The sequence below is a fragment of the Streptomyces sp. NPDC002104 genome (assembly GCF_053593795.1).
Genome location: NZ_JBSFDF010000072.1, coordinates 1 through 23,245, shown reverse-complemented (window position 1 = coordinate 23,245; position 23,245 = coordinate 1). Strand labels below are relative to the sequence as shown.

20 protein-coding genes and 1 pseudogene are annotated in these 23,245 nt (G+C 73.4%); 7 read left to right on the top strand and 14 right to left on the bottom strand.

Annotated features, from left to right (window positions below):
- Positions 1–36: 36 nt before the first annotated feature.
- Entirely contained in the window at positions 37–1,644 is a 1,608-nt protein-coding gene (locus ACWCP2_RS35340; RefSeq protein ID WP_450912652.1) for a carbohydrate binding domain-containing protein, read from the bottom strand.
- 393 nt (positions 1,645–2,037) lie between these two features.
- Between ACWCP2_RS35340 and ACWCP2_RS35335 the strand changes: the two genes are divergently transcribed.
- Positions 2,038–2,535 (top strand): hypothetical protein, encoded by a 498-nt coding sequence (locus ACWCP2_RS35335; protein ID WP_450912651.1) that lies wholly within the window; start codon positions 2,038–2,040, stop codon positions 2,533–2,535.
- A gap of 27 nt (positions 2,536–2,562) precedes the next feature.
- On the opposite strand, the gene ACWCP2_RS35330 is transcribed toward ACWCP2_RS35335, so the two are convergent.
- The 4 genes from ACWCP2_RS35330 to ACWCP2_RS35315 form a co-directional block, all read right to left on the bottom strand.
- On the bottom strand, positions 2,563–4,059 hold the full coding sequence (locus tag ACWCP2_RS35330) for a UDP-N-acetylmuramoyl-L-alanyl-D-glutamate--2,6-diaminopimelate ligase (RefSeq protein ID WP_450912659.1): 1,497 nt from the start codon (positions 4,057–4,059) through the stop codon (positions 2,563–2,565).
- A 227-nt stretch (positions 4,060–4,286) separates the two neighbouring features.
- Positions 4,287–4,442 (bottom strand): hypothetical protein, encoded by a 156-nt coding sequence (locus ACWCP2_RS35325; protein WP_450912650.1) that lies wholly within the window; start codon positions 4,440–4,442, stop codon positions 4,287–4,289.
- Between the two features lie 85 nt (positions 4,443–4,527).
- Positions 4,528–5,538 carry a questin oxidase family protein gene (locus tag ACWCP2_RS35320; protein WP_450912649.1) on the bottom strand — a complete coding sequence of 337 codons (1,011 nt, stop codon included), beginning with the start codon at positions 5,536–5,538 and terminating at the stop codon, positions 4,528–4,530.
- Between the two features lie 83 nt (positions 5,539–5,621).
- Positions 5,622–6,284, bottom strand: a complete 663-nt coding sequence (locus ACWCP2_RS35315) for a deoxynucleoside kinase (protein ID WP_450912648.1) — start codon at positions 6,282–6,284, stop codon at positions 5,622–5,624.
- A gap of 443 nt (positions 6,285–6,727) precedes the next feature.
- Between ACWCP2_RS35315 and ACWCP2_RS35310 the strand changes: the two genes are divergently transcribed.
- A complete protein-coding gene (locus ACWCP2_RS35310) occupies positions 6,728–8,143 on the top strand; it encodes an amidase (RefSeq protein WP_450912647.1) in 1,416 nt (471 codons plus the stop codon).
- A 53-nt stretch (positions 8,144–8,196) separates the two neighbouring features.
- Here ACWCP2_RS35310 and ACWCP2_RS35305 read toward each other — a convergent pair whose 3' ends face one another.
- The 3 genes from ACWCP2_RS35305 to ACWCP2_RS35295 all read right to left on the bottom strand — a co-directional run bounded on the left by ACWCP2_RS35305 (position 8,197) and on the right by ACWCP2_RS35295 (position 11,960).
- Positions 8,197–10,221 (bottom strand): DUF2264 domain-containing protein, encoded by a 2,025-nt coding sequence (locus ACWCP2_RS35305; RefSeq protein WP_450912646.1) that lies wholly within the window; start codon positions 10,219–10,221, stop codon positions 8,197–8,199.
- Between the two features lie 84 nt (positions 10,222–10,305).
- Entirely contained in the window at positions 10,306–11,061 is a 756-nt protein-coding gene (locus ACWCP2_RS35300) for a hypothetical protein (protein ID WP_450912645.1), read from the bottom strand.
- A 227-nt stretch (positions 11,062–11,288) separates the two neighbouring features.
- Positions 11,289–11,960, bottom strand: coding sequence for a TetR/AcrR family transcriptional regulator (locus tag ACWCP2_RS35295; RefSeq protein WP_450912644.1), 672 nt, complete (start codon positions 11,958–11,960; stop codon positions 11,289–11,291).
- Positions 11,961–12,065: 105 nt separating this feature from the next.
- Between ACWCP2_RS35295 and ACWCP2_RS35290 the strand changes: the two genes are divergently transcribed.
- The gene (locus ACWCP2_RS35290) at positions 12,066–13,100 is read left to right on the top strand and encodes an aldo/keto reductase (protein ID WP_450912643.1); all 1,035 of its coding nucleotides are present in this window, start codon (positions 12,066–12,068) and stop codon (positions 13,098–13,100) included.
- On the opposite strand, the gene ACWCP2_RS35285 is transcribed toward ACWCP2_RS35290, so the two are convergent.
- Entirely contained in the window at positions 13,081–13,722 is a 642-nt protein-coding gene (locus ACWCP2_RS35285) for a TetR/AcrR family transcriptional regulator (RefSeq protein ID WP_450912642.1), read from the bottom strand. The two genes, ACWCP2_RS35290 and ACWCP2_RS35285, sit on opposite strands and share 20 nt — an antisense overlap.
- Complete coding sequence (locus ACWCP2_RS35280; protein WP_450912641.1) at positions 13,719–14,771, bottom strand: redoxin domain-containing protein; 1,053 nt, start codon at positions 14,769–14,771, stop codon at positions 13,719–13,721. Before ACWCP2_RS35280 ends, ACWCP2_RS35285 begins: the two co-directional genes overlap by 4 nt.
- A gap of 232 nt (positions 14,772–15,003) precedes the next feature.
- Here ACWCP2_RS35280 and ACWCP2_RS35275 point away from each other — a divergent pair.
- Positions 15,004–15,904 (top strand): annotated as a pseudogene (locus tag ACWCP2_RS35275) (NAD-dependent protein deacetylase).
- Positions 15,905–16,006: 102 nt separating this feature from the next.
- Positions 16,007–16,558, top strand: a complete 552-nt coding sequence (locus ACWCP2_RS35270; RefSeq protein WP_450912640.1) for an EF-hand domain-containing protein — start codon at positions 16,007–16,009, stop codon at positions 16,556–16,558.
- A 65-nt stretch (positions 16,559–16,623) separates the two neighbouring features.
- Here the strand turns inward: ACWCP2_RS35270 and ACWCP2_RS35265 are convergent, their stop codons facing one another.
- Together ACWCP2_RS35265 and ACWCP2_RS35260 are read right to left on the bottom strand one after the other, a co-directional pair.
- Complete coding sequence (locus tag ACWCP2_RS35265) at positions 16,624–17,034, bottom strand: DUF6924 domain-containing protein (RefSeq protein ID WP_450912639.1); 411 nt, start codon at positions 17,032–17,034, stop codon at positions 16,624–16,626.
- Between the two features lie 76 nt (positions 17,035–17,110).
- Positions 17,111–18,172, bottom strand: coding sequence for an oxygenase MpaB family protein (locus ACWCP2_RS35260; protein WP_450912638.1), 1,062 nt, complete (start codon positions 18,170–18,172; stop codon positions 17,111–17,113).
- Positions 18,173–18,270: 98 nt separating this feature from the next.
- Here ACWCP2_RS35260 and ACWCP2_RS35255 point away from each other — a divergent pair, with 98 nt between their 5' ends.
- Entirely contained in the window at positions 18,271–18,909 is a 639-nt protein-coding gene (locus ACWCP2_RS35255) for a TetR/AcrR family transcriptional regulator (RefSeq protein ID WP_450912637.1), read from the top strand.
- A gap of 337 nt (positions 18,910–19,246) precedes the next feature.
- Positions 19,247–20,629, top strand: coding sequence for an MFS transporter (locus tag ACWCP2_RS35250; RefSeq protein ID WP_450912636.1), 1,383 nt, complete (start codon positions 19,247–19,249; stop codon positions 20,627–20,629).
- A 32-nt stretch (positions 20,630–20,661) separates the two neighbouring features.
- On the opposite strand, the gene ACWCP2_RS35245 is transcribed toward ACWCP2_RS35250, so the two are convergent.
- Both ACWCP2_RS35245 and ACWCP2_RS35240 read right to left on the bottom strand, forming a co-directional pair.
- A complete protein-coding gene (locus tag ACWCP2_RS35245; protein ID WP_450912635.1) occupies positions 20,662–22,299 on the bottom strand; it encodes a glycoside hydrolase family 13 protein in 1,638 nt (545 codons plus the stop codon).
- 32 nt (positions 22,300–22,331) lie between these two features.
- Entirely contained in the window at positions 22,332–23,243 is a 912-nt protein-coding gene (locus ACWCP2_RS35240) for a helix-turn-helix domain-containing protein (RefSeq protein ID WP_450912634.1), read from the bottom strand.
- Positions 23,244–23,245 lie beyond the last annotated feature (2 nt).

Below are 23,245 nucleotides of genomic sequence, written 5' to 3'. Positions count from 1 at the left end.
CACGTTCACGTCCCCCTGAAGGTCAGGAGGCCGCGGTCAACGCCCCTGGAGGGCCTTGACGTTGTCGCCGAAGGTCCAGCCCTTGGAGCCGTCCCAGTTGACCGACCAGGTCATGAGCCCCTTCAGCGAACCACCGAAGGCGTTCCACGACTGGCTGACCAGGCTCGGCGTCATGTGGCCGCCGCCCGCGCCGGGCTGGGCCGGCAGGCCGGGCACCTGCTTGTCGTACGGGACCTTGATCGTGGTGCCCTGGATGGTGAGGCCGTTGTTCAGACAGGTGGTCTGGGCGGTGAAGCCCTGCACGGTGCCGGCCTGGTACGAGTCGCCGGAGCAGCCGTACATGCTGCCGTTGTAGTACTGCATGTTGAGCCACCACAGCCGGCCGTTGTCGGCGTACTTCTTGATGATCGGCAGGTAGGAGCCCCAGATGGAACCGTAGGTGACGCTGCCGCCGGTGACGTAGGCGGTCTCGGGGGCCATCGTCAGGCCGAAGCCCGCGGGCATCTGGGCCAGTACGCCGTCGATGATGCGGATCAGGTTGGCCTGGGACGCGGACAGGGTGTTGATGTTGCCGCTTCCGGAGAGGCCGGTCTCGATGTCGATGTCGATGCCGTCGAAGTTGTACTTCTTGAGGATCGGTACGACGGTCGCCACGAACTTGTCGGCGACGGTGCTGGAACTCAGGTCGATGCCCGCGGTGGCCCCGCCGATCGACATCAGGATCGTCGCTCCGGCCGCCTTGGCCTGGCACATCTCGGCGGGGGTGGCGACCTTGACGCCGCTGTCCATGCCGTCCTGCCACTGGACGGTGCCGTCCGAGAGGATCACCGGGAAGGCGGCGTTGATGACGTTGTAGCCGTGCGCGGCTATCCGGCTGTCCGTGATGGGCACCCAGCCCATGCCGGGGTGGACGCCGTTCGCGGCGCCGTCCCAGTTCTCCCAGTAGCCCTGGAGGACCTTGCCCGAGGGCTTGGGCTTCGTGGCGCAGACCTCACCGGGCGGGGCGGTGGTGGGCGGCGCGGTGGTCGGGGGCACGGTCGTCGGCGGCGGTGTGGTGGGAGGCGCCGTCGTGGGCGGCGGCGTGGTCGGGGGCGTCGTGGTGGGAGGCGCGGTCGTCGGTGTGGGGCTGCTGCCGCCCGGGCCGGCGAGCGATACGTCGTCCGCGTAGTAGGCGGGCTGCCCGTACCAGCCGTGCAGGTAGACGGTCACCGAGGTGGTGCTCGCCCCGGTGGTGAAGCCGACGCTGAGCTGGCCGTACGACGGGCTGCTCGGCGTCCAGGTGGACGGGGTACCGCTGATGCCGGTGCCGGTGGCGCCGAGGTAGACGTAGCTGCCCTGGACGTAGGCACTCAGCGTGTACTGGGAGTTGGGCTGCACGCTGATGGTCTGGGTGCACTGGGCGTTGTCCTGGCCGCTGGGCGTGGCCTTGAGCGCGGAGGACCCGGAGCGGACCGGGCTGCTGACGGCAACCCCGGAGCCCCCGGAGCAGGTCCAGCCGGAGAGCCCGCTCTCGAAGCCGGAGTTGACCACGAGGTTGGGCGCGGCGTCCTCGGCCGTCGCGGCGCCGGCCGTGACGGCTCCCGCCGCGGCGATGCCCGCACCGATGACGGCTGCGGCGCTCACCCCGGCGAGGGTGCGGTTCATGACGGTCGCCCCGTGCGGGGAGCGGCCGGCCCGGTTCACACGGGGGCCGGAGTCGGCCGGCGGACGCGGAGTACGTGATCTCCGACGGAACATGGTGCGCTCCAATTCCCGCCGGGCGTCAGGGGCATGGCCGACGCGTGGGGGCGTGATGCCCGGCATGGGGTGAGGTGGGGACAGGTGGGGCTGTGCCGGACCGGATCGTAGGAGCAACGACACGGCGGGTCAATAGGTCTGGACCAATAACAGGATCGGGGGTGCGCCCCCGCGCCGGACCTCCGGCCGCCCGAGGAAGCGATCCGCGCCGCCGGTCAAGCTCCGAACTCGCCTGCCCACACCGAGAGTTCGACCGCTCCACCCGTTCCGCGCCCGGCCACCGCGGCGCATGATGAGGGGATGACAGCCGGCGGAGATGTGCTCTGGGACGCGACGGACAAGAGCACGCGAGGTGTTCCGCGGCTGCGGCGCACGGCGGTGGCGGCGTGCTGCCTCGTCGTCCTCGGCCTGTGGCTGTGGGCGCGGTCCCGGGCCGGGTGGGCCGCCGGTGCGGCCGTGGCCTACGGACTCGCGGAACTCCCGTACTGGGCGTGGGACCGGCGCCGCGTGGTCGAGGCGCGGATCGTCCCCGGCGGGGCGGGCGGCCGTGCGCGGCTCCGCCTGCGGCATGCCGCAGGACGGACCACGGAACACGACCCCCACCAGGTGACCCGGGTCCTCGTCATCCGCGACAACGTCGACGGCTCGGCGAAACTCCGCCTGCGCCTGCGGGGGAAGCGGCTCTTCTTCGGGCGTCCCGGCAGCCCCCCGGCGATCAGCGCCTGGCGGGAGTCCTGTCCGCACGCGGAAGCCGGCGCCAGGAACGCCCGGTGGGGGATGCCGGGAATCCCGGACTAGGGGGTGTCGCGGCCCGGACTCCCACCGTCAGGGAAGCAGGCGGGAGGCGAGGCCGCGGACGGTCGCCATGTCGCTGAACGGGATCAGTTCCTCGCCCACGATCTGGTGCGGTTCGCTGCCCTTCCCCGCGATCAGGACGATGTCCTCGGGCCGGGCCTCGGAGAGCGCGAAGCCGATGGCCCGGCCCCGGTCGGCGGAGCGCTCGTACGGGGTGCCCGTGCTCTCGATGCCGGCCGCGATCTGGTCGAGGATCGCCTCCGGGTTCTCGGTACGGGGGTTGTCCGAGGTCAGGACGCACAGGTCGGAGTGGGCGCCGGCGATGCGGCCCATCTCGGCGCGCTTGGTGGTGTCGCGGTCACCGCCGCAGCCGAAGACCGTGATGACGCGGCCCCGGGCGAAGCCGCGGATGGCGGTGAGGACCTTGTCCAGGGAGTCGGGCGAGTGCGCGTAGTCCACGATCACCGAGGTGCCGGCCGGGGTGACGAAGCGCTCGAACCGGCCCGGTACGGGCGGCATCTGGGCGAGCGCGGCGACCAGTCCCTCCAGGTCGTGCCCCAGGACCCGGCAGGCCGCCACGGCCGCCAGGGCGTTGGACACGGAGAACCGGCCCGGGACCGGGATCGAGGCCGGGTACGCCACGCCGTCGTGGTGCAGCGTGAACCGTGTGCCGGAGGCGTCCGCGATCAGGTCCGTGGCGCGGAAGTCGGCCTCCTCGTCGAGGCCGTACGTGGTCACCGCGCCGGGCATCATCGCCCGGATCCCGGCTCCCACGGCATCGTCGGCGTTGACCACCGCGTGCCGGCACAGCCCCTGGAACAGCCGCATCTTGGCTTCCGTGTAGAGGGCCATCGTGCCGTGGTCGTCCAGATGGTCCTGGGTCAGGTTGGTGAAGACGCCGACGTCGACGAACGTCCGGTCCATCCGGTACGTCTGCAGGGCCATCGAGGTGGCCTCCAGCACCACGCTGCCGGTGCCCTGGTCCCGCATGCGGCCCAGGAGGTACTGCAGGTCGGGGGATTCCGGTGTGGTCAGCACGGTGGGCGGCATCGGGATCATCTCGTCGCCGATCCGGCTGCCCGCCGTCCCGATCACGCCCACCGAGGCGCCCTCGGAGATCTTCAGGAGCGACTCGACCATGTAGGAGATCGAGGTCTTCCCGTTGGTCCCGGTGACCGCCACCATGTCCATCTGCCGGCCCGGCTCGCCGAAGTAGCGGGAGGAGACGACGGCCGCCGCTTTCCGGGTGTCGCGGACCCGTACGAGGCACACGTCCGGCTGCAGCTCGCGCCCGGACGGTGCGGCGGCGGCGCCGGCCTCGTCGACGAGCACCGCCACCGCCCCGCGCGCGAGCGCCGCACCGATGGACGCGGGGCCGCCGCCGCGGTGGCCGGGTACCGCGATGAAGAGCGAGCCCGGCACCACCCGGTCGACGTCGAAGGTGGTTCCCGCGGTGATCCCCGTCGACTCGGCGTCGCCCTGGATGACGTGGTGTTCATGGCCGGTCAGCAACCCGCTCAACTTCACGGTGGTCCCTTCGGAGGCGGCTACGGCCCGGCGCACGGCCCTAGCCTGGTGGCGGCGCCGACGGAGCGTCGGGGCCGCGGTGGTGGGACGGGGAGGGCGATGCGTCGCCCTCGGTGCGACGGGGCCGGACCGGGCCGGACGCCGTGACGGGGCCGGGCTGCCGGGGCGGGGCCCGTCGCCGAGAAAGGTGCGGCGGGAGGAGTGGGCCCGGGCGCGGTGGAAGAGCGCTAGCCGTGGCCGTGCAGGACGCCGCGGCCGACCGTGGGGGCCTGGGCGTCGGCGGCGGTCCGCAGGCTCACGCCCGCCCGGCCCGCCAAGGCCGCACGCGCGCCGGGGGCGGCCTGCGGCAGGCACTCCCCCGTGTCACGTCGTGTGCGTCTCATGCGCCGAGTGTACGTGCGCCCGCCCGCCCCTCACGCCGCGTCGGTGAGGCCTGACCGGCAAGACACCCCCTGGGGCGTGTCCGCCCTAGCGCAGGGGTTCGTTCAGCTCGATGGACCGCAGGGCTGCCGCGAGGGCCGGTCCGTCGCCGATGTCGAGCGCGGTGTCGGTCAGTTTGATGACGTGCTCGTCGCCGTGCGCCCGGGCCCGTTCGGCGACCTCTTCGGGGGTGACGGTCCCCGGCGGCACGTAGGCGACCGGGGCGTCGGGGGCGTACATCGCGGTGACGGCCGCGGACGCCGTCCAGGCGGCTCGCAGGCTGGGGGCCCACTCGCTGCGCGGGAGGGCGGGCAGGGTGCGCAGGACGGCGTTGGGCGCCGTGGCGGCGTGGACCAGCATGACCTCCTCGCCGTGGCCGTGGGTGGCGTAGCGGTGGGTGGCCGCCCGCACCAGGTCGGCGAGGTGCAGACGCGCCCGGTCGGGATCCGTGATCGTGTCCGGCCACACCGGCAGGCCCGTGACGCGGCCGAGGCGCTCGGGGAAGCTGCCGTGCCGTTCGGCGAGGGGAGGTACCGCTTCGAGGGCGGCGGCCGCGCCGTCCGCGCCGGGGAGCGGGGCGAGGCCGGCGACGGGGTGGTGACGGGCGGCCCAGTAGCCGAGGCCGTGGGCGAGCTCGGCCAGGCGCGGTTCGGTGCTCCCGCCCGCGAGGAGCGTGCGTACGGCGTGGCCCACCCGGATCACCGGATGGGTCGATCCGCCGTACATGCCGGGGAGCAGGCGCGGCCACCACTGCGCCAGTACGTCGCGCCAGGGGCGCTCGGCGATCTCGCGCTCGAAGTGGTCGATCCAGTCCGCGGCCCGGCGCGGGTCACCGAGCGCGGTCCGCCACTCGGCGGCCGTGACCGGCTCGACGCGCGAGGGGAACTCCTCCAGCTTGCCCGCGTACAGATCGAGCCAGCGGTGCACCGAACCCGCCTGGCCGCGGGCGGAAAGGGCCTCGACCGCCATCGGTGCGTGGTTGGTCAGCCGCCCGAGCCGCTCCGGACCCGAACGGTGCAGGCGCTGGAGTGCCTCGTCGAGAACGCCCGTGGTATCCATGATCACGACCGTATGCCAGACACCACGGACCCGTAAACGCTCACGCGATCGCTCCCGTCCGGCGCGGTGGTGTCGCGGCGCGGTCAGACTCCGAGCCGGCTCGCCGCCAGGGCCTGCCTGACCTCGCGCACCACGCGGGCCGCGTCCTCGGGGTGGTGCACCACGTCCGTGCGGTTCATGTCGATGACGAGGACCTCGCTGGCCGAGTAGTGCTTGTGCACCCAGTCGTCGTAGCCCGACCACAGCGTCCGGTAGTACTCGACGAGGCTCTCGTCCTGCTCGAAATCACGGCCCCGCAGTCCGATGCGGTGCAGCACCGTCTCGAAGTCCGCCTTGAGGTAGACCATGAGGTCGGGCGCCTTGCGGTACGGCAGGCCGTCGATCTCGCGCATCATCTCGTTCAGCAGGCCCTCGTACACCCGCATCTCGAGGGAGCTGATCCGGCCCAGGTCGTGATTGACCTTGGCGAAGTACCAGTCCTCGTAGATGGACCGGTCCAGGACGTTGTCGCCCTGCTTGTACGCCTCCTTGATCGCGGCGAACCGCGTCTGCAGGAAGTAGAGCTGCAGGAGGAAGGGGTAGCGCTTGGCCTGGATCTCCTCGGGGCTCGACGTGTAGAAGAGCGGCAGGATCGGGTTGTCTTCCACGCTCTCGTAGAAGACCTCGCTGCCCAGCTCCTTGGCGAGCAGCTCGGCGACGCTCGTCTTGCCGATGCCGATCATGCCTCCGACGCAGATCACTGACATACCTCACTTCTCCCTGGGGGTCCTGTTGTTCGCGGGCGCGCGGGCCTGGCGCCCCACCCCACTGAGCCACGTACCGGCGGTCGCTCGATTCCCCATGATGTTCATGATCGTCGCGATCAGCGTCATGCGGTCCCCGTCCGGACCGGGCCCGGACGCGTGACGCCCTCCCCGGCGGGCCGGACCAGCCGTTCCGCACGTACCGAGGACAGCGACGAGCCACCACCCCGCGGCCGCCTTGAAGCATAAATGACACCGCGGTGCCCGCCCGCCCGCCGACCGGGACACCGGGGCGCGTGCGCGGTCCCGCGCCATGAGCCGGGCGTCCCGCCGGCCCGCCCCGCCGGCCCGCCCCGGCATCGAATGGCCGGAGAAATCCTCGCGTGTTACCTGCGGGTAGGGAATGATGGCGGGCGACCATCCACACGGCGGAGGCTGAGGCAGCGGTGACCACTTTCGACGGACCGACCATCGTGCACGCGTTCCGGGACGACGCCCTGGGAGAGCACGACGCCGTCGGTCTCGCCGCGGCGATCCGGCGGGGTGAGGTCTCCCCCGCCGAGGCCGCCCGGGACGCCGCGGAGCGGGTGCGGGCGGTCGACGCGCGGCTGGGCGCGGTGCAGGTCCACGTCGACGGCCCGGCGCGCACCGACGGGCGGGGCGGCGCCTTCGCCGGGGTTCCGACCTTCGTCAAGGACAACACCGACTACCAGGGGCTGCCCACGGGCCACGGCAGCGCCGCCTTCCGGCCGAGGGCGGCCAAGCGGCACGCGCCGTTCACCCGGCAGCTCCTGAGCAGCGGTGTCACGGTACTGGGCAAGACCCGGCTGCCCGAGTTCGGGTTCAGCCCGACCACCGAGTACGACGGTGCGGAGCCGGTGCGCAACCCCTGGCACACGGACTACTCGGCGGGCGGCTCCTCGGGCGGCAGCGCCGCGCTGGTCGCCGCGGGCGCCGTACCGATCGCGCACGCCAACGACGGGGGTGGCTCGATCCGGATACCCGCGGCCTGCTGCGGCCTCGTCGGCCTCAAGCCGTCGCGCGGGCGCGTCGTCGCCAGCGCCCTGGGCAGCCAGCTGCCGCTCGACATCATCTCCGACGGAGTCGTGAGCCGCTCCGTGCGGGACGCCGCCGCGTTCCTCGCCGCCGCGGAGACGTACCGGCGCAGTCCCGGGCTACCGCCCCTGGGCCTGGTCGAAGGACCCTCCGCGCGCAGGCTGCGCATCGGGTTCGTCCTGGACTCCCCGAACGGCGTGCACTCCGACGCCTCCACCCGGGCGGCGGTCACCGCGACCGCGGAGACCCTCGAACGGCTCGGACACACCGTGGAACCGGTGGAGTTGGGCATGGATCCGAGTTTCACCGACGACTTCCTCACCTACTGGGGGATGCTGTCCTTCCTCCTCGGCTTCACCGGCCGGACCCTCGGCGCGGACTTCGACCGCCACCGCATGGACGGCCTCAGCCAGGGGCTGCGCGAGGAGTACGTGCGCAACTGGCGCCGGACCCCCGGCGTACTGCGACGGCTGAAGCGGACGAAGGAGGGCTACGCGGCGTCCTTCCGGGGGCTGGACCTCGTGATGTCGCCGGTGCTCGCCCACACCACGCCGCCGATCGGCCACCTCAGCCCGACCGTTCCCTACGCCAAGCTCATCGAGCGGATCCTCGCGTACGTGGCGTTCACGCCGGTCGACAACGTCGTCGGCACCCCGTCGATCTCGGTGCCGGCCGCGAGCGCGACGCCGGACGGGCTGCCCGTCGGCGTCATGTTCTCGGCCCGCCCCGGTGCTGAACGCAAGCTGCTGGAGATCGCGTTCGAGCTGGAGGCGGACCGGCCCTTCCGGCGCATCCAGGACCACTGACCGCGATACGGGGGAGGGGCGCGGGGGACGAGGTACGGGGCCGGCGATCGCCGCTAGCCGTCGGCGGCGGCGGCGGGTGAAGCGGACAGGTGTTCCACGCGCAGGGGTCCGAAGGCGATGCGGGTCAGTGATCCGTCCTGCGTCCACCGCACCGCGATGGATCCCCGGTCGGCCGTCACCACCGTCACCACCGTGACCGCCTCGGCCGCCGGCGCCGGATCCGGCTCGCCGGTGAGCGCGGCCAGCGCCGCGTACAGGCGGGTCCCGCCGGCCCCGGCCGTCAGGCGGGGCATGCGCGCCCACCGGGTGAAGGCGGTCCCGGCCGGCGCCCTCGCCTCGTCCCGAGCCTCCCAGCCGTGGACCGGGTGGAGTTCCGAGCGCAGGGGCTCCTCGGGCCCCGTGGCCCAACCCGTCTGTTCCACGCGGGCCTCGTGCGGGGCCTCGTGCGGGGCTCCGGACACCCGGTGCACGCGCAGTTCGTACCGGCCGCGGACGAAGGTGACGCTCTCCACGCGCAGGCCGGGAACCGGGGGCGCCCCGCCCGGGAAGACGGGCCGGTGCCAGGACGCGGCCCAGCCCCAGCCGTCGCCCTGCCCGGTGCCCAGCGGGTGGATGCGCCTGCGGACACTGCGGACGCCCGCCACGACCACGGCGAGGTGGTTGTCCGCGGTGTTGGCGCTCGGCGTGGGGCCGCTGCGGGTGGAGTAGGCATGACGGGAGTAGAGCGGGTCCTCGTCGCGGGCCGCTTCCGGCTGGTCCGGACCGACGTGATCGCTCCCGTGGTTGTGCAGGCGTACGATCCCGTCGGCGCGGGTGGTCTGGATCAGCAGCCCCGGGGCGGGCAGGGCCAGCACCCGGTCGGGCCCCTCGCTGGGCGCGCGCTCCTCCGTCGCCGTCCACAAGGGGTGCGTGGCCGGGGCGAGCAGGCAGACGAAGGCCTTGGAGGCCCAGTACGGCGAGGCCGGCCCGGAGTACCGCTGCAGGGTCGCCCCGTGCGGCCCGTGCCAGCCGAGGGACAGCAGGCCGTCGTCGCCGACGGCGCCCCGGTCGAGGAAGTAGCGCAGCGATCCGCTGATCAGGCGCCGCGAGGTGCCGGGGGTGAGCGGGGTGTGCCCGGTGACGGCGCCGAGGCCGACGGCCGATGCGGCGGCGAACCGGTAGGTGAGGGAGCGCCCGAAGTGGATCGGCGCCCCGTCCGCGCCGAAGAGGAGGGAGAAGCCGTCGAGGTGGGCCCGCAGGCGGTCACCGTGCGCGGCCTTCCGGTCCGCCGGAGCATCGAGGCGGGCGCCGGAGTCGAGGTGGGCACCGGCGCCGGAGTCGAAGTGGGCACCGGCACTGGCGTCGAGGTGGGCACCGACACCGGTGTCGAGGTGGGCGTCGAGCACCGGATACAGGTGCAGGGCCCAGCCGTTGTAGTGGTCGAAGGCCCGGCCGTCTCCGTCGGCGTACCAGCCCTGGCCCGCGTACCAGCCCTCCAGGAGGTCCAGGGCCCGGCTCCGGGCCCGGGCCGTCCCGGCGTCGCCGCGGCCCACGGACTCCAGGAATCCCGCGACGGTGTACGGGAAGAGGTACCAGTTGTTGGGGCTGGGCAGATGCCGCAGGGCGCCGCGCAGCCACTCCTCGGTCCGGTCCTGCACCGCCCTGCCGAGGCGGTCCCACAGCCACGGCCGGGTCAGCCGCAGCCCGAGGGCCACCGATGCCGACTCGACCATCGGCTGGCCCCCCGCGTGGACGTCGCGGATGACCGGCCACGACTCCGCGTCGTCGCGGCCCGGAGTCAGGGTTCCCGCCGCCAGCCCCTGCGCGTACCGCTCCATCCACCCGTACGGGTCCGCTCCCCCGGCCCCGGCGACCCGGAAGGCCGCGGCGAGGAAGGTGCGGGCGTAGCCTTCGAGCCCGTCGGAGCGCACCCCGGAGACGGACGGCGTGCCCGGCAGGTCGAGCAGGGCCCCGCCCGGCGTGGCCCACCGCCAGGCCGCACGCAGCAGCCCGTCGGCCACGGCCTCCCAGTGGGCGCGTCCGTAGCCGGTGTACGGGCTCGACTCGCGGTCTTCGCGGGGCAGTCCGGGAAGCGTCATGCGGGGATCTTGATCGAAGGCCCACACCGGGTCAAGGGAGCCGGCCGGGCCGCGACGGGCCGCGGCGAGCGGACGGGTGGGTGGTCAGGCCGAGGCGTCCCAGGCCGTCGTCAGCCCGTCCAGCCACGCCGGCGGCAGCTCCGCCGCGTCCCACTCCTCGCGCAGCGCCCGCGGCTCGGCGGCGAGCCGTTCGAGTACGGCGATGCTCGTGGCGGAGTGGACGAGCGAGAACCGGCCGTGCACCGTGATGGCACTGCCCGCTCCGAACGTCGCGAACAGCCGCCCCAGCCGGGTCCGGTGGGCATCGGTGAACTCCGTCAGCAGCCCGGCGTACCGGGCCCGCTGCCTGGGGCTCATCGTGGCGAGGACGGCGGTGAGCACTTCCTCGGTGGCCTCCGGATCCAGTTCCGAGACCTCGGCGAAGGACAGGTACAGGGGCGTGAGGGCCACCTGCGTCCGCTCCACCTCCATGCGCCTGGCCCGCGGGCGCTGTCCGGCCGCGTCCTGTTCCCCGTCCGGGTTCACCACGTGGAGCAGGGTCCGTTCGGTGACGTCGCCCAGCTCCGCCAGGAGGTCGCCGGCCCCGTCGAGCCATCCCGACTCGTACGGCTCGCCCTTGTCCCCCGGCGCGCGCCGGTCCCGGCCGCTCAGTTCTCCGTACGCGAGCGCCAGCGCGCCGGCTTCCAGCAGGCCGATCAGCTGGCTCGCGTCACCGGCAGGGACCCCTGCGCGTGCGAGGAGTTGCAGGATGGTCGTCCTCGCGTTGTCGACACTGACCTCGTCCGGCCACTGCCGTCCCTCGTCGGCCCCGCTCATCAGTTCGTCTCCGTTCTCGGCCACCGCACCGCCCAGCGCTTCATTGTGACCGAGCGCCGCCGGGGAGGCCGGACCCAGCGGCCCCGGGTCGATCCCCGCAGCTTCGGGAACTGGCTTCCTGAGCTGGGACTCTATGCGGCGGCGTGCTGTTGTCGAGCACTTTCCCCGCATCCGGCAATCTACCCATAACCCGCCCCGGGCCGGGGAGTCCGCCTCCACGCGCGGCCCGTACGGCGGCCGCAGGCCACCCCCTAGGCCTCCCGTACGTACGCCCCCGCGCGTGCGGCCGCCACCGCCGCGGCGGCGGAGCGGTCGGCCTGGGCCTCGTCGAGGGGGAGGCCCGTGGTCAGGAGCCGGTAGTAGAGGGGGGCGGAGACCGCGCGGATCACCTCGTGCGGGTCGGTCCCCTCGGGCAGCTCGCCGCGCGCCACGGCCTCCTGGACGCACGGAGCCCACTCGGCGACGCGCACGGCGTAGAAGCCGTGCAGCGATTCGGCCGCCTTCGGGTCGTACGTGGCGGCCGCGATCACCGCCTTGAACAGGGCTCCCTGACGGGGGTCGGCCAGGGTGCGGCACACCAGCCGGGCGTTGGCCGTCAGGTCCCCGAGGAGGGAGCCCGTCCGGGCCCGCGGTACGGACTGCTGCGCCATGTCGAGCAGCAGGTCGGCCGTGAGGCCGGCGACGCTGCCCCAGCGGCGGTAGACGGTGGTCTTGCCGACGTCCGCGCGCCGCGCGACGTCGGTGAGGTCCAGGTGTGCGAATCCCCGCTCGGCCAGCACGTCCTCGGCGGCCCGGAGCACGGCCTCCCGCACGCGCGCCGTACGACCACCGGGCCGCGCGCTCCCCGGCCCGGCCGCCGGGGCGGGTGAGGTGGGTGAGGTCGGTGGGGTGGGTGGGGTCGGTGGGATGACCGATTCAGCCATAACGGGACTCCAGTTCCATTAACCGCCAGGACTTGCTACGCTCGGGCCATCTTAACGGAACCGCAGGCCCATTAGATGGAACCGCGGGCGATGAGAGGATGCGTCATGGAGTACAGGCGACTGGGTGCGTCCGGGCTTCTGGTCCCGGAACTGAGCTTCGGAGCGGGCACCTTCGGCGGGCAGGGGCCGCTCTTCGGCGCCTGGGGCGACACCGGCGTGCAGCAGGCGCGCCGCCTCGTGGACATCTGCGTCGACGCCGGGGTCACGATGTTCGACACCGCGGACGTCTACTCCGCCGGGGCCTCGGAGGAGGTCCTGGGCGCCGCCCTCAAGGGGCGCCGGGACCAGGTGCTCATCTCCACCAAAGCCGGGCTGCCCACGGGCGACGGCCCGGGCGAGGCGGGGACCTCCCGGTCCCGCCTGATCACGTCCGTCGAGGATGCCCTGCGCCGCCTGGACACCGATTACATCGACCTCTTCCAACTGCACGCCTTCGACGCCGGCACCCCGGTCGAGGAGGTGCTGTCCACCCTGGACGACCTCGTCCGGGCGGGGAAGATCCGCTACACCGGCATCTCCAACTTCTCCGGCTGGCAGGCCATGAAGTCCCTCGCCGCGGCCGAGCGGCACGGCCGCCCGCGCTACGTCGCCCATCAGGTCCACTACTCCCTCGTCGGCCGCGACTACGAATGGGAGCTGCTGCCCCTGGCGCTGGACCAGGGGCTGGGCGCGATCGTCTGGAGCCCGCTCGGCTGGGGCCGGCTCACGGGCCGGATCCGGCGCGGCGCGCCGCTGCCCGCCGGCAGCAGGCTGCACGACACCGCCGACTACGGCCCGCCGGTCGAGGAGGAGTACCTCTACCGCGTGGTCGACGCCCTGGACGAGGTCGCCGCGGAGACGGGCCGGGCCGTCCCCCAGATCGCCTTGCGGTGGCTGCTCCAGCGGCCGACCGTGTCCTCCGTCATCATCGGCGCCCGCAACGAGGAGCAACTGCTCCAGAACCTCGGCGCCGTGGGCTGGACGCTCACCCCGGAGCAGATGGCGAAGCTCGATGCGGCGAGCAGCCGGACGGCCCCCTACCCCTACTTCCCGTACCACCGGCAGGAGGGCTTCGCCCGACTCAACCCGCCGGCGGTGTGAGCGGTCCGGGCGGCGCCTGCAGGAACGCGGCCACGGCGGCTCTGGTGAGGGTCCGGTAGCGGTGCTCCGCCGTGGCGGCCGTGAAGTGGCCCGCGAGTTCCAGGGTGATCGAGCCGTGGGCCGCGGCCCAGATCACGTCCGTGACCTCCTCCACGTCCACGTCCGGGCGGAAGACACCGGTCCGCGCGCAGCCGCGTACGGCTTCGCGGAGGACTTCGAGGCTGGCGGCGGCGATCGCGCGGGCCTCGGCGGTGGGGGTGAAGCCGGGGATGAGGCCGGCGAACATCACCTGGTAGAGATTGCGCTCGGTCAGGGCGTTCACGCGGTAGGCCCGGCCCAGGTCGGCGAGGTGGGTGGGCGCGTCGGCGGACGGGGGGACCGCCTCCAGACTGCGGCGCAGGCGGGCGAAGCCTTCCTGGTACAGGGCTTCGGCGATGCCGTCCTTCGCGCCGAAGTGGCGGTAGAGGACCGTGGTCGAGCAGCCGGCCGCGGTGGCGATGCGGCGCATGGTCAGGGCGGCCGGGCCTTCCGCGGCGAGCAGTTGGGCGGCCAGGTCGAGGAGGGCCGCGCGCAGCGCCTCCTGGCCTTCGAGCTGGGCCCGGGCGAAGAGTCCGCCGCTCATGCCCGCTGCCAGTCGCCGAGGGGGCGGTAGATCGGGATGCCCGCTTCGGTGAGCGCGGTGCGCTTGGCGAAGTACTCGTCGCCCATGGGGTCCAGGCCGCGCAGCGGCATGGTTCCGCGCCAGATGGTCAGGTCCTCCGGTGCGAGCTGTTCGGCGCGCGCGAAGTGCCGTTCGGCTTCCGCCGTACGGCCGTTCCGGTGGAGCCACAGGGCCAGGGCCGCTTCGGTACGGGCCGACTGCTGGTCCGCCGTGGCCCGGCGGGTGTGCCGGGCGACGTCCTCGTCGGACAGTCCGCTGTCGCCGGTGAGGACCCAGCGGTCGAGTGCGGCCAGCGCCGCACCGGAGTCCAGCCCCGACAGCTCGCGGAACAGGTCCGTGGCGAACTGGGTGTCGTGGGGGCGGGCCACCTTCCCCTCCTCGTCGATCCACAGGACGGTCGGGACATTGAGGACGTCGTAGAGGTCGGCCACGACGCCGTCGGTGTCGATGAGCGCGGGATGGGTGACGGCGGCCTCGGCGATCCACGGCGCGGCGTCCTCGGCGCGGCGGTCCACCGCGACGCTGAGGACGCTGAAGCCGTGCCCGGCGAGTGCGGCGTGGCGGCGCTCCCACTCGGGGAGGTCGTAGCGGCATCCGCACCACGAGCCCCAGAAGACCAGGGCGACCTTGCGGCCGCGCAGGTCGCTCAGCGCGTGCGGAACGCCGTCGGCGTCGCGGAGGGTGAAGTCGGGGGCCGTGGCACCGGCGAGGGCCCGGGAGCGCTCCTGCGCGGAGACGCCGAGGGCGATCACCCCGGTGCCGGCCGCGACCGGCCGGTCGAGGATCCCGGCGAACGCCACCGGGTCGAGCAGACCCTGGTGTTCGGCCCAGGCGGCCGCGGACGAGGGGACGCAGAGGTCGCCCCGGCACCAGCCGTGCGGCTTGCGGACCCAGCCGAGGGCCTCTTCGGCCGCCTCGGGGGTCAGGAGGACGCGGCCCTCAGGGTCCTGGTGCGCGGCGACGACGGTTTCCCTGCCGTCGTCCAGGATCGTGACGTGCGTTCCGTTCATGACAACCCCCGGTTGCTTCCGTGCGGAAACTGCGTGATGTAAAAATAACAGTGTTATCGCCCGCAGGGCAAGGCCCGTCGCGCGGACGGCTGGAGCGGACGGCCGAAGCGTCCGACTCGGAGCGGGCGGCCCGGAGCGGGCGGCCCGGACCGGGCGGCTCGGAGCGGGCGCGAGGCACGGCGGCCCGGGCCTCACCCGTGCCGATGTCCGGCCGTTTCCGTACCCTGGCGGCATGCGTACGCGCCCCACGTTGAGCTGGACCCCGACCGCGGACCTGCCGCCCGCCACCACGGACCCGGGGCCGGTCGCCGACGTACTGCGCGCCGGCGGGGTCCTGGTGCTCAGCGGCGCCGGCCTGTCGACGGAGTCGGGCATCCCGGACTACCGGGGCGAGCGGGGCAGCCTGCGCCGGCACACGCCCATGACCTACCAGGAGTTCACCGCCGGGGAGCGGGCCCGGCGCCGCTACTGGGCACGCAGCCACCTCGGCTGGCGCACGTTCGGGCGCGCCGCCCCCAACGCCGGCCACCGGGCCGTCGCGGCGTTCGAGCGGTCCGGGATGCTCGCGGGCCTGATCACCCAGAACGTCGACGGCCTGCACCAGGCCGCCGGCAGCGAAGGCGTGGTGGAACTCCACGGAAGCCTGAACCGGGTCGTCTGCCTCTCCTGCGGAGCCCTCAGCCCCCGCCGGGAGCTCGCCCGGCGGCTGGAGGAGGCGAACGCGGGGTTCGCGCCGACTCCCGCCGCGCTGAACCCGGACGGTGACGCCGACCTCACCGACGACCAGGTCGCGGACTTCCGCCCGGTGCCCTGCGCGGTGTGCGGCGGCATCCTCAAACCGGATGTGGTGTTCTTCGGCGAGAACGTCCCGCCGGCGCGTGTCGGGCAGTGCCGGGCACTGGTCGACGCGGCGACCTCCCTGCTGGTCCTGGGCTCCTCGCTGACGGTGATGTCCGGGCTCCGGTTCGTCCGCCAGGCGGCCCGGGCCGGGAAGCCCGTACTGATCGTCAACCGGGACCCGACCCGCGGCGACCGCGACGCCGCCACCCGGGTCGCCCTCCCCCTCGACGACCCTCACCGCCCTGGCCGACGGGCTGGGCATCGCCCTCGACGAGCAGGCCGCGCAGCACTGACCCGCCCCACGGGAGGGGGACCCTTCGCTCACATGTGCCCGTGGAGGCAAAGGCGCGCCCCCGCCTAGAGTTACGCGCTGTCCGCTACGAGGGAGGCCCACCATGGCCAGCGCGTTTCAGGAGCAGAAGCTCAGGGGGATGTTCGCCGCGTTCGACGCGGACGGTGACGGCTATCTGCGCGAGGAGGACTTCGCGGCCCTCGTCGACCGCTGGAGCCGGCTTCCGGGAGTGGGTCCCGGTACGGAGCTGCGCGCACGCGTCGAGGCGCTGCTGATGGGGTGGTGGGCGGCGCTGCTCGAAGCGGGGGACGCGAACGGGGACGGCGCGGTCGACCTGGGTGAGCTGCTCTCCCTCGTCGACGAGCTGCCCGCGATGGTCGCGGAGGTCACCGCGACCGCCGAGACCGTGTTCGCGGCCGTGGACTCCAACGGCGACGGCCGCATCTCGCCGGAGGAGCACCAGCGGCTCGTCGAGACCTGGAACGGGCAGCCCGTCGACATGACGGGCGTTTTCGAACTGCTCGACCTGAACGGCGACGGGCACCTCAGCCGTGAGGAATTCGCCCTGCTGTGGCGGCAGTTCTGGATGAGCGACGACCCGGCGGATCCGGGCAACTGGCTCTGCGGCCGGTTCCCCCACCAGAGCGCTCCCTAGTGCTGTGACCGCTTGGGTCCGCCGGGGCGGACGCCCCCTCTTGGTGGCAGCGTGACGGCCGAGCATCAGAACGCTCGGAAAACCCCGTCCTCATCGACGGCGTCGGCGAACTCACAGAAGTCCATGTTCGAAAGCGACAGGTTGTTCTCGATGCCCCACAGCTCCCCCGCCACGACACGGATGTAACGCCCGCGCTCTTCCCACAGGTCCACAACGACCAGCGGCAGCTCCTCCGAAGACAGTGCCACCGCGTCCGCCAGAACGAGGAGCGGGTGCCGGTACCCATCCGGAAGCAGACCGAGCGCCCCTTCAACCGTCACCCCGGCGAACCGAGGGTCGTCGACGAGTTCGACGCACGCCAGGAAGCCATGCTCGCTCGGTGAGGAAAGAGCCAGTCCGAGGGCCTCCCATGCGGCGTCACTGGAATGGTCGGTTCGCACAACCAGCGCATTCGCACCGCAGGGCAGCTCAGTCATGCGCGCACACTACTGCCGATCCGGCGAACCTTCCCGGCCTAGCCCCCGGCTCGCCGCCCCGGTCGCCCCGGCCGGGTCAGGCCAGCGGGCCGAGTACCTCCTGGGATTCGATGAGCCCCTGGTCGCTCGGCGGCTTCCCGTCGCCGAAGACGCGTTCCGCCTGGCGCGCCCGGAACTCCGCGTGCGCCTCGGCGGGCTTCGCGTAGCCGTACCGGGTGCGGGCCTGCTCGGGGGTGAGGACCTCCTTGGTGCGGGGAGGGATGCCGAGTTTGACGGGCGCGACCACCTTGACCGTGGAGGGGGAGAGCATCCCGAGCAGGAACAGTTCGACCCGGGGGCTGAGGTGGGCGAGCGCGAAGGACGTCCGCATGACCGGGACGACGAGCGCGTCCAGGACGCGCGACTGCCGGATCTGCGCCATGTCCCTCATCCAGCGGGGCATGGTGGCGATGGTGGCGATCCGGTGGGTCCGCGCCACGACCAGCCGTGCGGGCCTCATCCACCACGGGGTCGGCGGGAGGACGAGGTCGGTGTTCAGGAGGTGGTGCATCGCCTGCCGGGCGATCGGGCTGGCCTCCAGCCGCGGGCGCATGTGCGCGAAGTACGCCCGGATTCCCGCGCGGTCGCGCGGTACGTCGTCGGGCGAGCAGGTCTGGAACTCCGCGGCGAGGGCGCAGGACTCCCAGTACTCCTTCTCCTCCTCGGCGGTGAGCTTGCCGGGCCCGTACTTCTCGTAGGCGTAGAGGATCGAGTGCCAGCCGGTGAGCTGGATCCACAGTTGCGAGGCGGGGTCGTTGGCGTCGTAGGTGCCTTCGCCGTAGGGCAGGTGGCCGATGGCCTTCGAGTGGACCTTGACCAGGACGTCCGCCGCCTTGCACACCTGGTCCGAGCCGGCGAAGGCCACCATGGCGAAGTAGCGCAGCGTGCGGTCGTAGCGGGTGCGCGTGCGGTCGTAGATGCCCTGGGTGCCGTGGACCGCGGCCACCAGCGGCGGGTCGAGCTCCTCCACGACCACGGAGCGCTGGAATCCGACGGTGGGCGCCGTCGGGTAGCTCCACACCTTCCAGACCACCGATCCGGGACCGAAGAACCCGTAGTCCTCGTGCGGTTCGACCTCTGTGCCGTGCCGTCGGGCCATCAGGCCGCTCCCTCGTGTTCCTGGCAGCGGGTGCGTACCGCTCCCCCAATAAGACAGGACTGTCTTAAATTAAGACACGACTGTCGTAAGATGCCAAGGTGTCGACACCGACCTCTTCCAGCGACAGGCCGCGCAGGCGGCGTCCCTACGCTCCGCGCGTCCCGATGGCCGAACGGCGCGAGCAACTGCTCGACGCGGCCCTCGCCGTGATCGTGAGCGACGGCTACGGCCGGGTCTCCATCGACGCGATCGCCAAGCGGGCGCAGGTCGCGCGCTCGGTGGTCTACGGGGCCTTCGACGACCTCGACGACCTGCTGCTGACCCTCCTCGACCGGCAGCAGGAGCTCGCGTTCACCCGCCTGCTGGCAAGCGTTCCCGACGCTCACCGCGCCACGGACCCGGTGGACTTCGCCTGTGAGGCGGTGCACCGGATGGCCGCCATGCTGCGGCAGGACCCGGACACCTGGCGCCTGATCCTGCTGACCTCGGCGACCACTCCCCCGGCCGTCCGCGCGCGCGTCGAAGCGGACCGCGAGCGGTTCCGGCGCCGGGTCGCCTCGTGGATCGAATCCGCGCCGCCCGCCGCGGGGCCCGCACCGGACCCGGACATCCTCGCGCACGCGCTGGTCGCCTCCGCGGAACACTTCGCGCGCCTCGCACTGACCTCGGCCGACGCCTTCGACGCCACCCGGCTCGCGGGCCAACTGCGGCTGCTGCTCGGCGGCATCTGGTCCTAGCGGGCGTCCTGCCGTCGGGCTCCCGCGGCCCGGCTCCCGCCGCCGCGGCTCCCCGCCCCGGCTCCCCGACCCGCCCCGCCCCGCCCCCGCGCCACGCCCGGTGCCCCGGTCCACGCCGGATCGGGCTGATCCGCCCATACTGGGCGGGCGCGGGAACCTGGCCGCGCGATCCACCCGACCGCTTCCGGGACCAGGCCCGCAGCCCGCCCCACCCCGTGCGCCGGGGTGCTCGACCCGTCGGGAGCTGGAGTCGACTCCGCCACTGCGGCCCTCGCCCGAAGACCCGCCTCCGCCCCGCAGGCGCTACGTCGTCGCGGCCGTGGGGTGCGCCGCGGGGATGGTCGCTCTGGACCAGACCGTCGTCGCGGTCGCGCTCGATCCGATGGCGCACGGCCTCGGGCTGACCACCTTCATGATGCACGGCGTGGTGCTCGTCTACGTCCTCGCGCTGGCCGCGTTCGTACCGGTCGGGGGCATGCTGGCCCGGCGGACCGGCAGGCTGACCACGTTCCGGGCGGGCGCCGCGCTCTTCGCCGTCGCGTCGGCCCTCTGCGCGCTGGCCCCGCCGGGCGGCGGCGCCGAGCCGTACCTGCTCGCGGTGAGGGCCGTACAGGGCGTCGGCGGTGCGCTGATGATGCCGGTGGCCACGTCCGTGATCACGGACGTGTACGAGGAACGGGCCCGGGGCCGGGCCCTGGCCGTCTACGCCGGTCTGGCACAGCTCTTCCTCGTCGCCGGTCCGATCGTGGGCGCGGTCCTCACCCAGCTCTTCGGCTGGCGCTCCGTCTTCCTCGTCAACCTGCCCGTCGGCGCGGCCTGCCTGTGGCTGATCGCCCGGGCACGGCTGAGCAACCCGGCGGGGGGCGGCCCCCTGTCCGTGGTCCAGCCCCTCGCGGTGATCCTCTCCCTGGTCGTCCTCGTCCTCGGGCTCTACCAGTGCGGTGTCTGGGGCTTCACCGACCTCAGGACGCTCACCGCGCTCGCGGTCGGCGCCGGGGCGACGGCCCTGACGGTGCGGTTCATCCTGAGCTCCCGCCATCCCCTCCTCGACCTGCGGCTGCTGGGCGTCCGCCCGTACGCCGTGGCCGTGGCGCTCATCTTCCTGGTGCAGGGACCCCAGCTGATCGTGCTGGTGCACGGCACGGTGTACCTGCGCCAGACCATGGGGCTCCCGCTGCTCGCCACCGGGATCTCCCTGCTCCCCCTGGTCGCCTCCTCGGCGGCGGGCACCTTCCTCTCCGGGTACCTGCTGGACCGCTGCCGCTCGGTCCGGGTACCCGTCCTGACCGGCCTGACGGCGGCCACCGTCGGCGCGGTGGCCTGGACGGCCGCCCTGCCGTCGCGCGACTACCTCTGGCAGGTCCCCGGGATGCTGCTCGCGGGGACCGGCATGGGCCTGCCGGTCCCCGCCCTGAGCGCCGAGCTCATGCGCGCGGTGCCGCCGGACAAGAGGCCCGACGCCTCCGTCCTGCGCCAGAGCATCCGGCAACTGGGCGGAGCGGCCGGGCTCGCGGCGGCGGGGGCCGTCGCCCTGGCGGCGAACGAGGACTCCGCCGACGCCGCTGGAGTCGTCACCGTCGCCGCGACCTCGGCGGCCTTCATGGTCGCCTGCTGCGTCCTGGCCGTCACCCTGCCGCTGGCCGTACTCGCCCTGCCGCGCAGGGCCCGTACGGACGGCCGCCTGAAGCCGGGCCGGCGCCCCGGCCCGCCGTCCCCGTAGCAGCGGGGCCGGCCGGCCCGGCAACGGTTCCTTCAGCGCAGCCAGACCGCGGTGTCCGGGGGCAGGGCGCCGTGGTCCACGGGGCCACTGGCGATGAGGACTTCGGCCTGCTCCGGCAGCGGCACCGGGCCGTCCGACAGGTTGACCAGGCAGCGCACGGAGGACCCGGCCTCGGTGCGGGCGAAGGCGAGTACGCCCGGCCGGGCGGAAAGCCAGGTGAATCCTCCGTCGAGGAGCGCCGGTTGGGCTGACCTCAGCGCCAGCGCCCGGCGGTAGAAGCCGAGCATCGAGTCCGGGTCCGCGCTCTGCTCGCGCACGCTCAGCGCGTCCCAGGAGGCCGGCCGGGGCAGCCAGGACCTGGCGTCCGGCGCCTCGTCCCCCCACGGGAGGGGGACCCGGCAGCCGTCCCGGCCGAGGTCCTCGCCTCCGCTCTGGAAGAACGTCGGGTCCTGGCGGAGCGCCGGCGCGATGTCCTCGACCTCGTCGAGGCCCAGCTCGTCGCCCTGGTAGACGTACACGCAGCCGGGCAGGGCCATCGTCAGCAGGGCCGCCGCCCTGGCCCGGCGCCGCCCGAGGCCGAGGTCGGCGGGGACGCCGTGCACGCGGCGGCCGTCGAGGGCGTAGGAGGTGTCGGTGCGTCCGTAGCGGGTGACGTGGCGGGTGGTGTCGTGGTTCGACAGCACCCAGGTGGCGGGGGCGCCGACCGGGGCGTGCTCGGCGAGGGTGGAGTCGATGACCGTGCGCAGGGCCGTCGCGTCCCAGGGGCTCTGCAGGAAGGCGAAGTTGAACGCCGTGTGCAGTTCGTCCGGGCGCAGGTAGCGGGCGAAGCGCTCGGGGTCGGAGGTCCACACCTCGCCCACGAAGACCGGGTCGTGGTCGTAGGCGTCGAGGACCTTGTGCCAGGCGCGGTAGATGTCGTGGACGCCGTCCTGGTCGGCCCAGGGGGTGGGCCCGCTCTCGTGGTCCGGCAGTGCCGGGTCCTTCACGAGGTGGTCGGCGACGTCGATGCGGAAGCCGTCGACCCCCCGGTCGAGCCAGAAGCGCAGGATCGACTCGAACTCCGCGGTGACCTCGGGATGGTCCCAGTTGAAGTCGGGCTGTTCGGGGGCGAACCGGTGCAGGTACCACTCGCCGGGCGTGCCGTCGGCCTCGGTCACCTGCCGCCAGCCGGGTCCTCCGAAGACGGACTGCCAGGTGTTGGGCGGCAGTTCGCCGCTTTCGCCGCGACCGGGACGGAACCAGAACCGCGCCCGCTCGGGCGAGCCCGGCCCGGCGGCGAGGGCCGCACGGAACCAGGGGTGCCGGTCCGAGCAGTGGTTGGGGACGATGTCGACGATCACCCGGATGCCCGCGTCGTGCGCCTCGGCGATCAGCGCCTCGGCCTCGGGCAGGGTGCCGAACACCGGGTCGATGTCCCGGTGGTCGGCGATGTCGTACCCGCCGTCGGCCATCGGGGACGGGTACCAGGGGCTGATCCACACCGCGTCCACGCCGAGCCGGCGCAGGTACGGAAGCCGTGCGCGGATCCCGGCGAGGTCGCCGGTCCCGTCGCCGTTCCCGTCCGCGAAACTGCGCGGATAGATCTGGTAGATGGCGGCGCTGCGCCACCAGGCGGACGGTGCTGCGGGTCGGGGTTCCGTCGCCGCGGGAAGGTCCTCGGGGGTCGCCATGCGGCGAATCTAGGGAGGGCCCGTCGGCGGCGTCAACGGGACCGGGAGCGGAACGTCCGCCGGTAGGCGTCCGGCGGGACGCCGACCGTGCGGGCGAAGTGGCGGCGCAGGGTGGTGGCGGTGCCCATGCCGGTGGCCGTCGCGATGGTGTCGACGGTGTCGGCGGTGGTCTCCAGCAGCTCCTGGGCGTGGCGGATGCGCTGGGTGAGCAGCCATTGCAGCGGGGTGGTGCCGGTCACCGACTTGAAGTGGCGGCCCAGGTGGCGCGAGCTCATCCGGGCCCGGCGGGCCAGGTCCTCCACGGTGAGGGGTTCGTCGAGGCGTTCGAGCACCCAGGGGAAGAGGTCCGCGAGCGGATGGTTACCGGGGGTGGGCACGGGGGTGGTGACGAACTGGGACTGGCCGCCGTCGCGGTGCGGCGGGACGACCAGCCGGCGGGCGATCTTGTTGGCGACGGCGGAGCCGTGGTCGAGGCGCACCAGGTGCAGGCACAGGTCCATGGCGGCGGCCTTGCCGGCGGAGGTCAGCACGCTGCCGTTGTCCACGTAGAGGACGTCGGGGTCCACGGTGACGAGGGGATGGCGCCTGGCCAGCTCCTCGGTGTGCGCCCAGTGCGTGGTCGCGCGCTTGCCGTCCAGCAGGCCGGCGGCGGCCAGCACGAAGGCGCCCGTGCACAGGGAGGCCACGCGTGCGCCGGCCCGGTGGGCCGCGCGCACCGCGTCGATGAGCTCGGCCGGCGGGTCCCGGTCGACGTCGGCCCAGCCGGGGACGATCACGGTGTCCGCCCGCGCGAGGTGGTCGAGGCCGTGGTCGGGTTCCAGGCGGAAGCGGTCGAGGCGTACGACGTCCGGTCCGCAGAGCGAGAACGCGTACCAGGGGTCCACGAGGTGCGTCAGGTCGGAGCCGAAGACCTCGCAGGCCAGGGACAGCTCGAAGTGCAGCATGC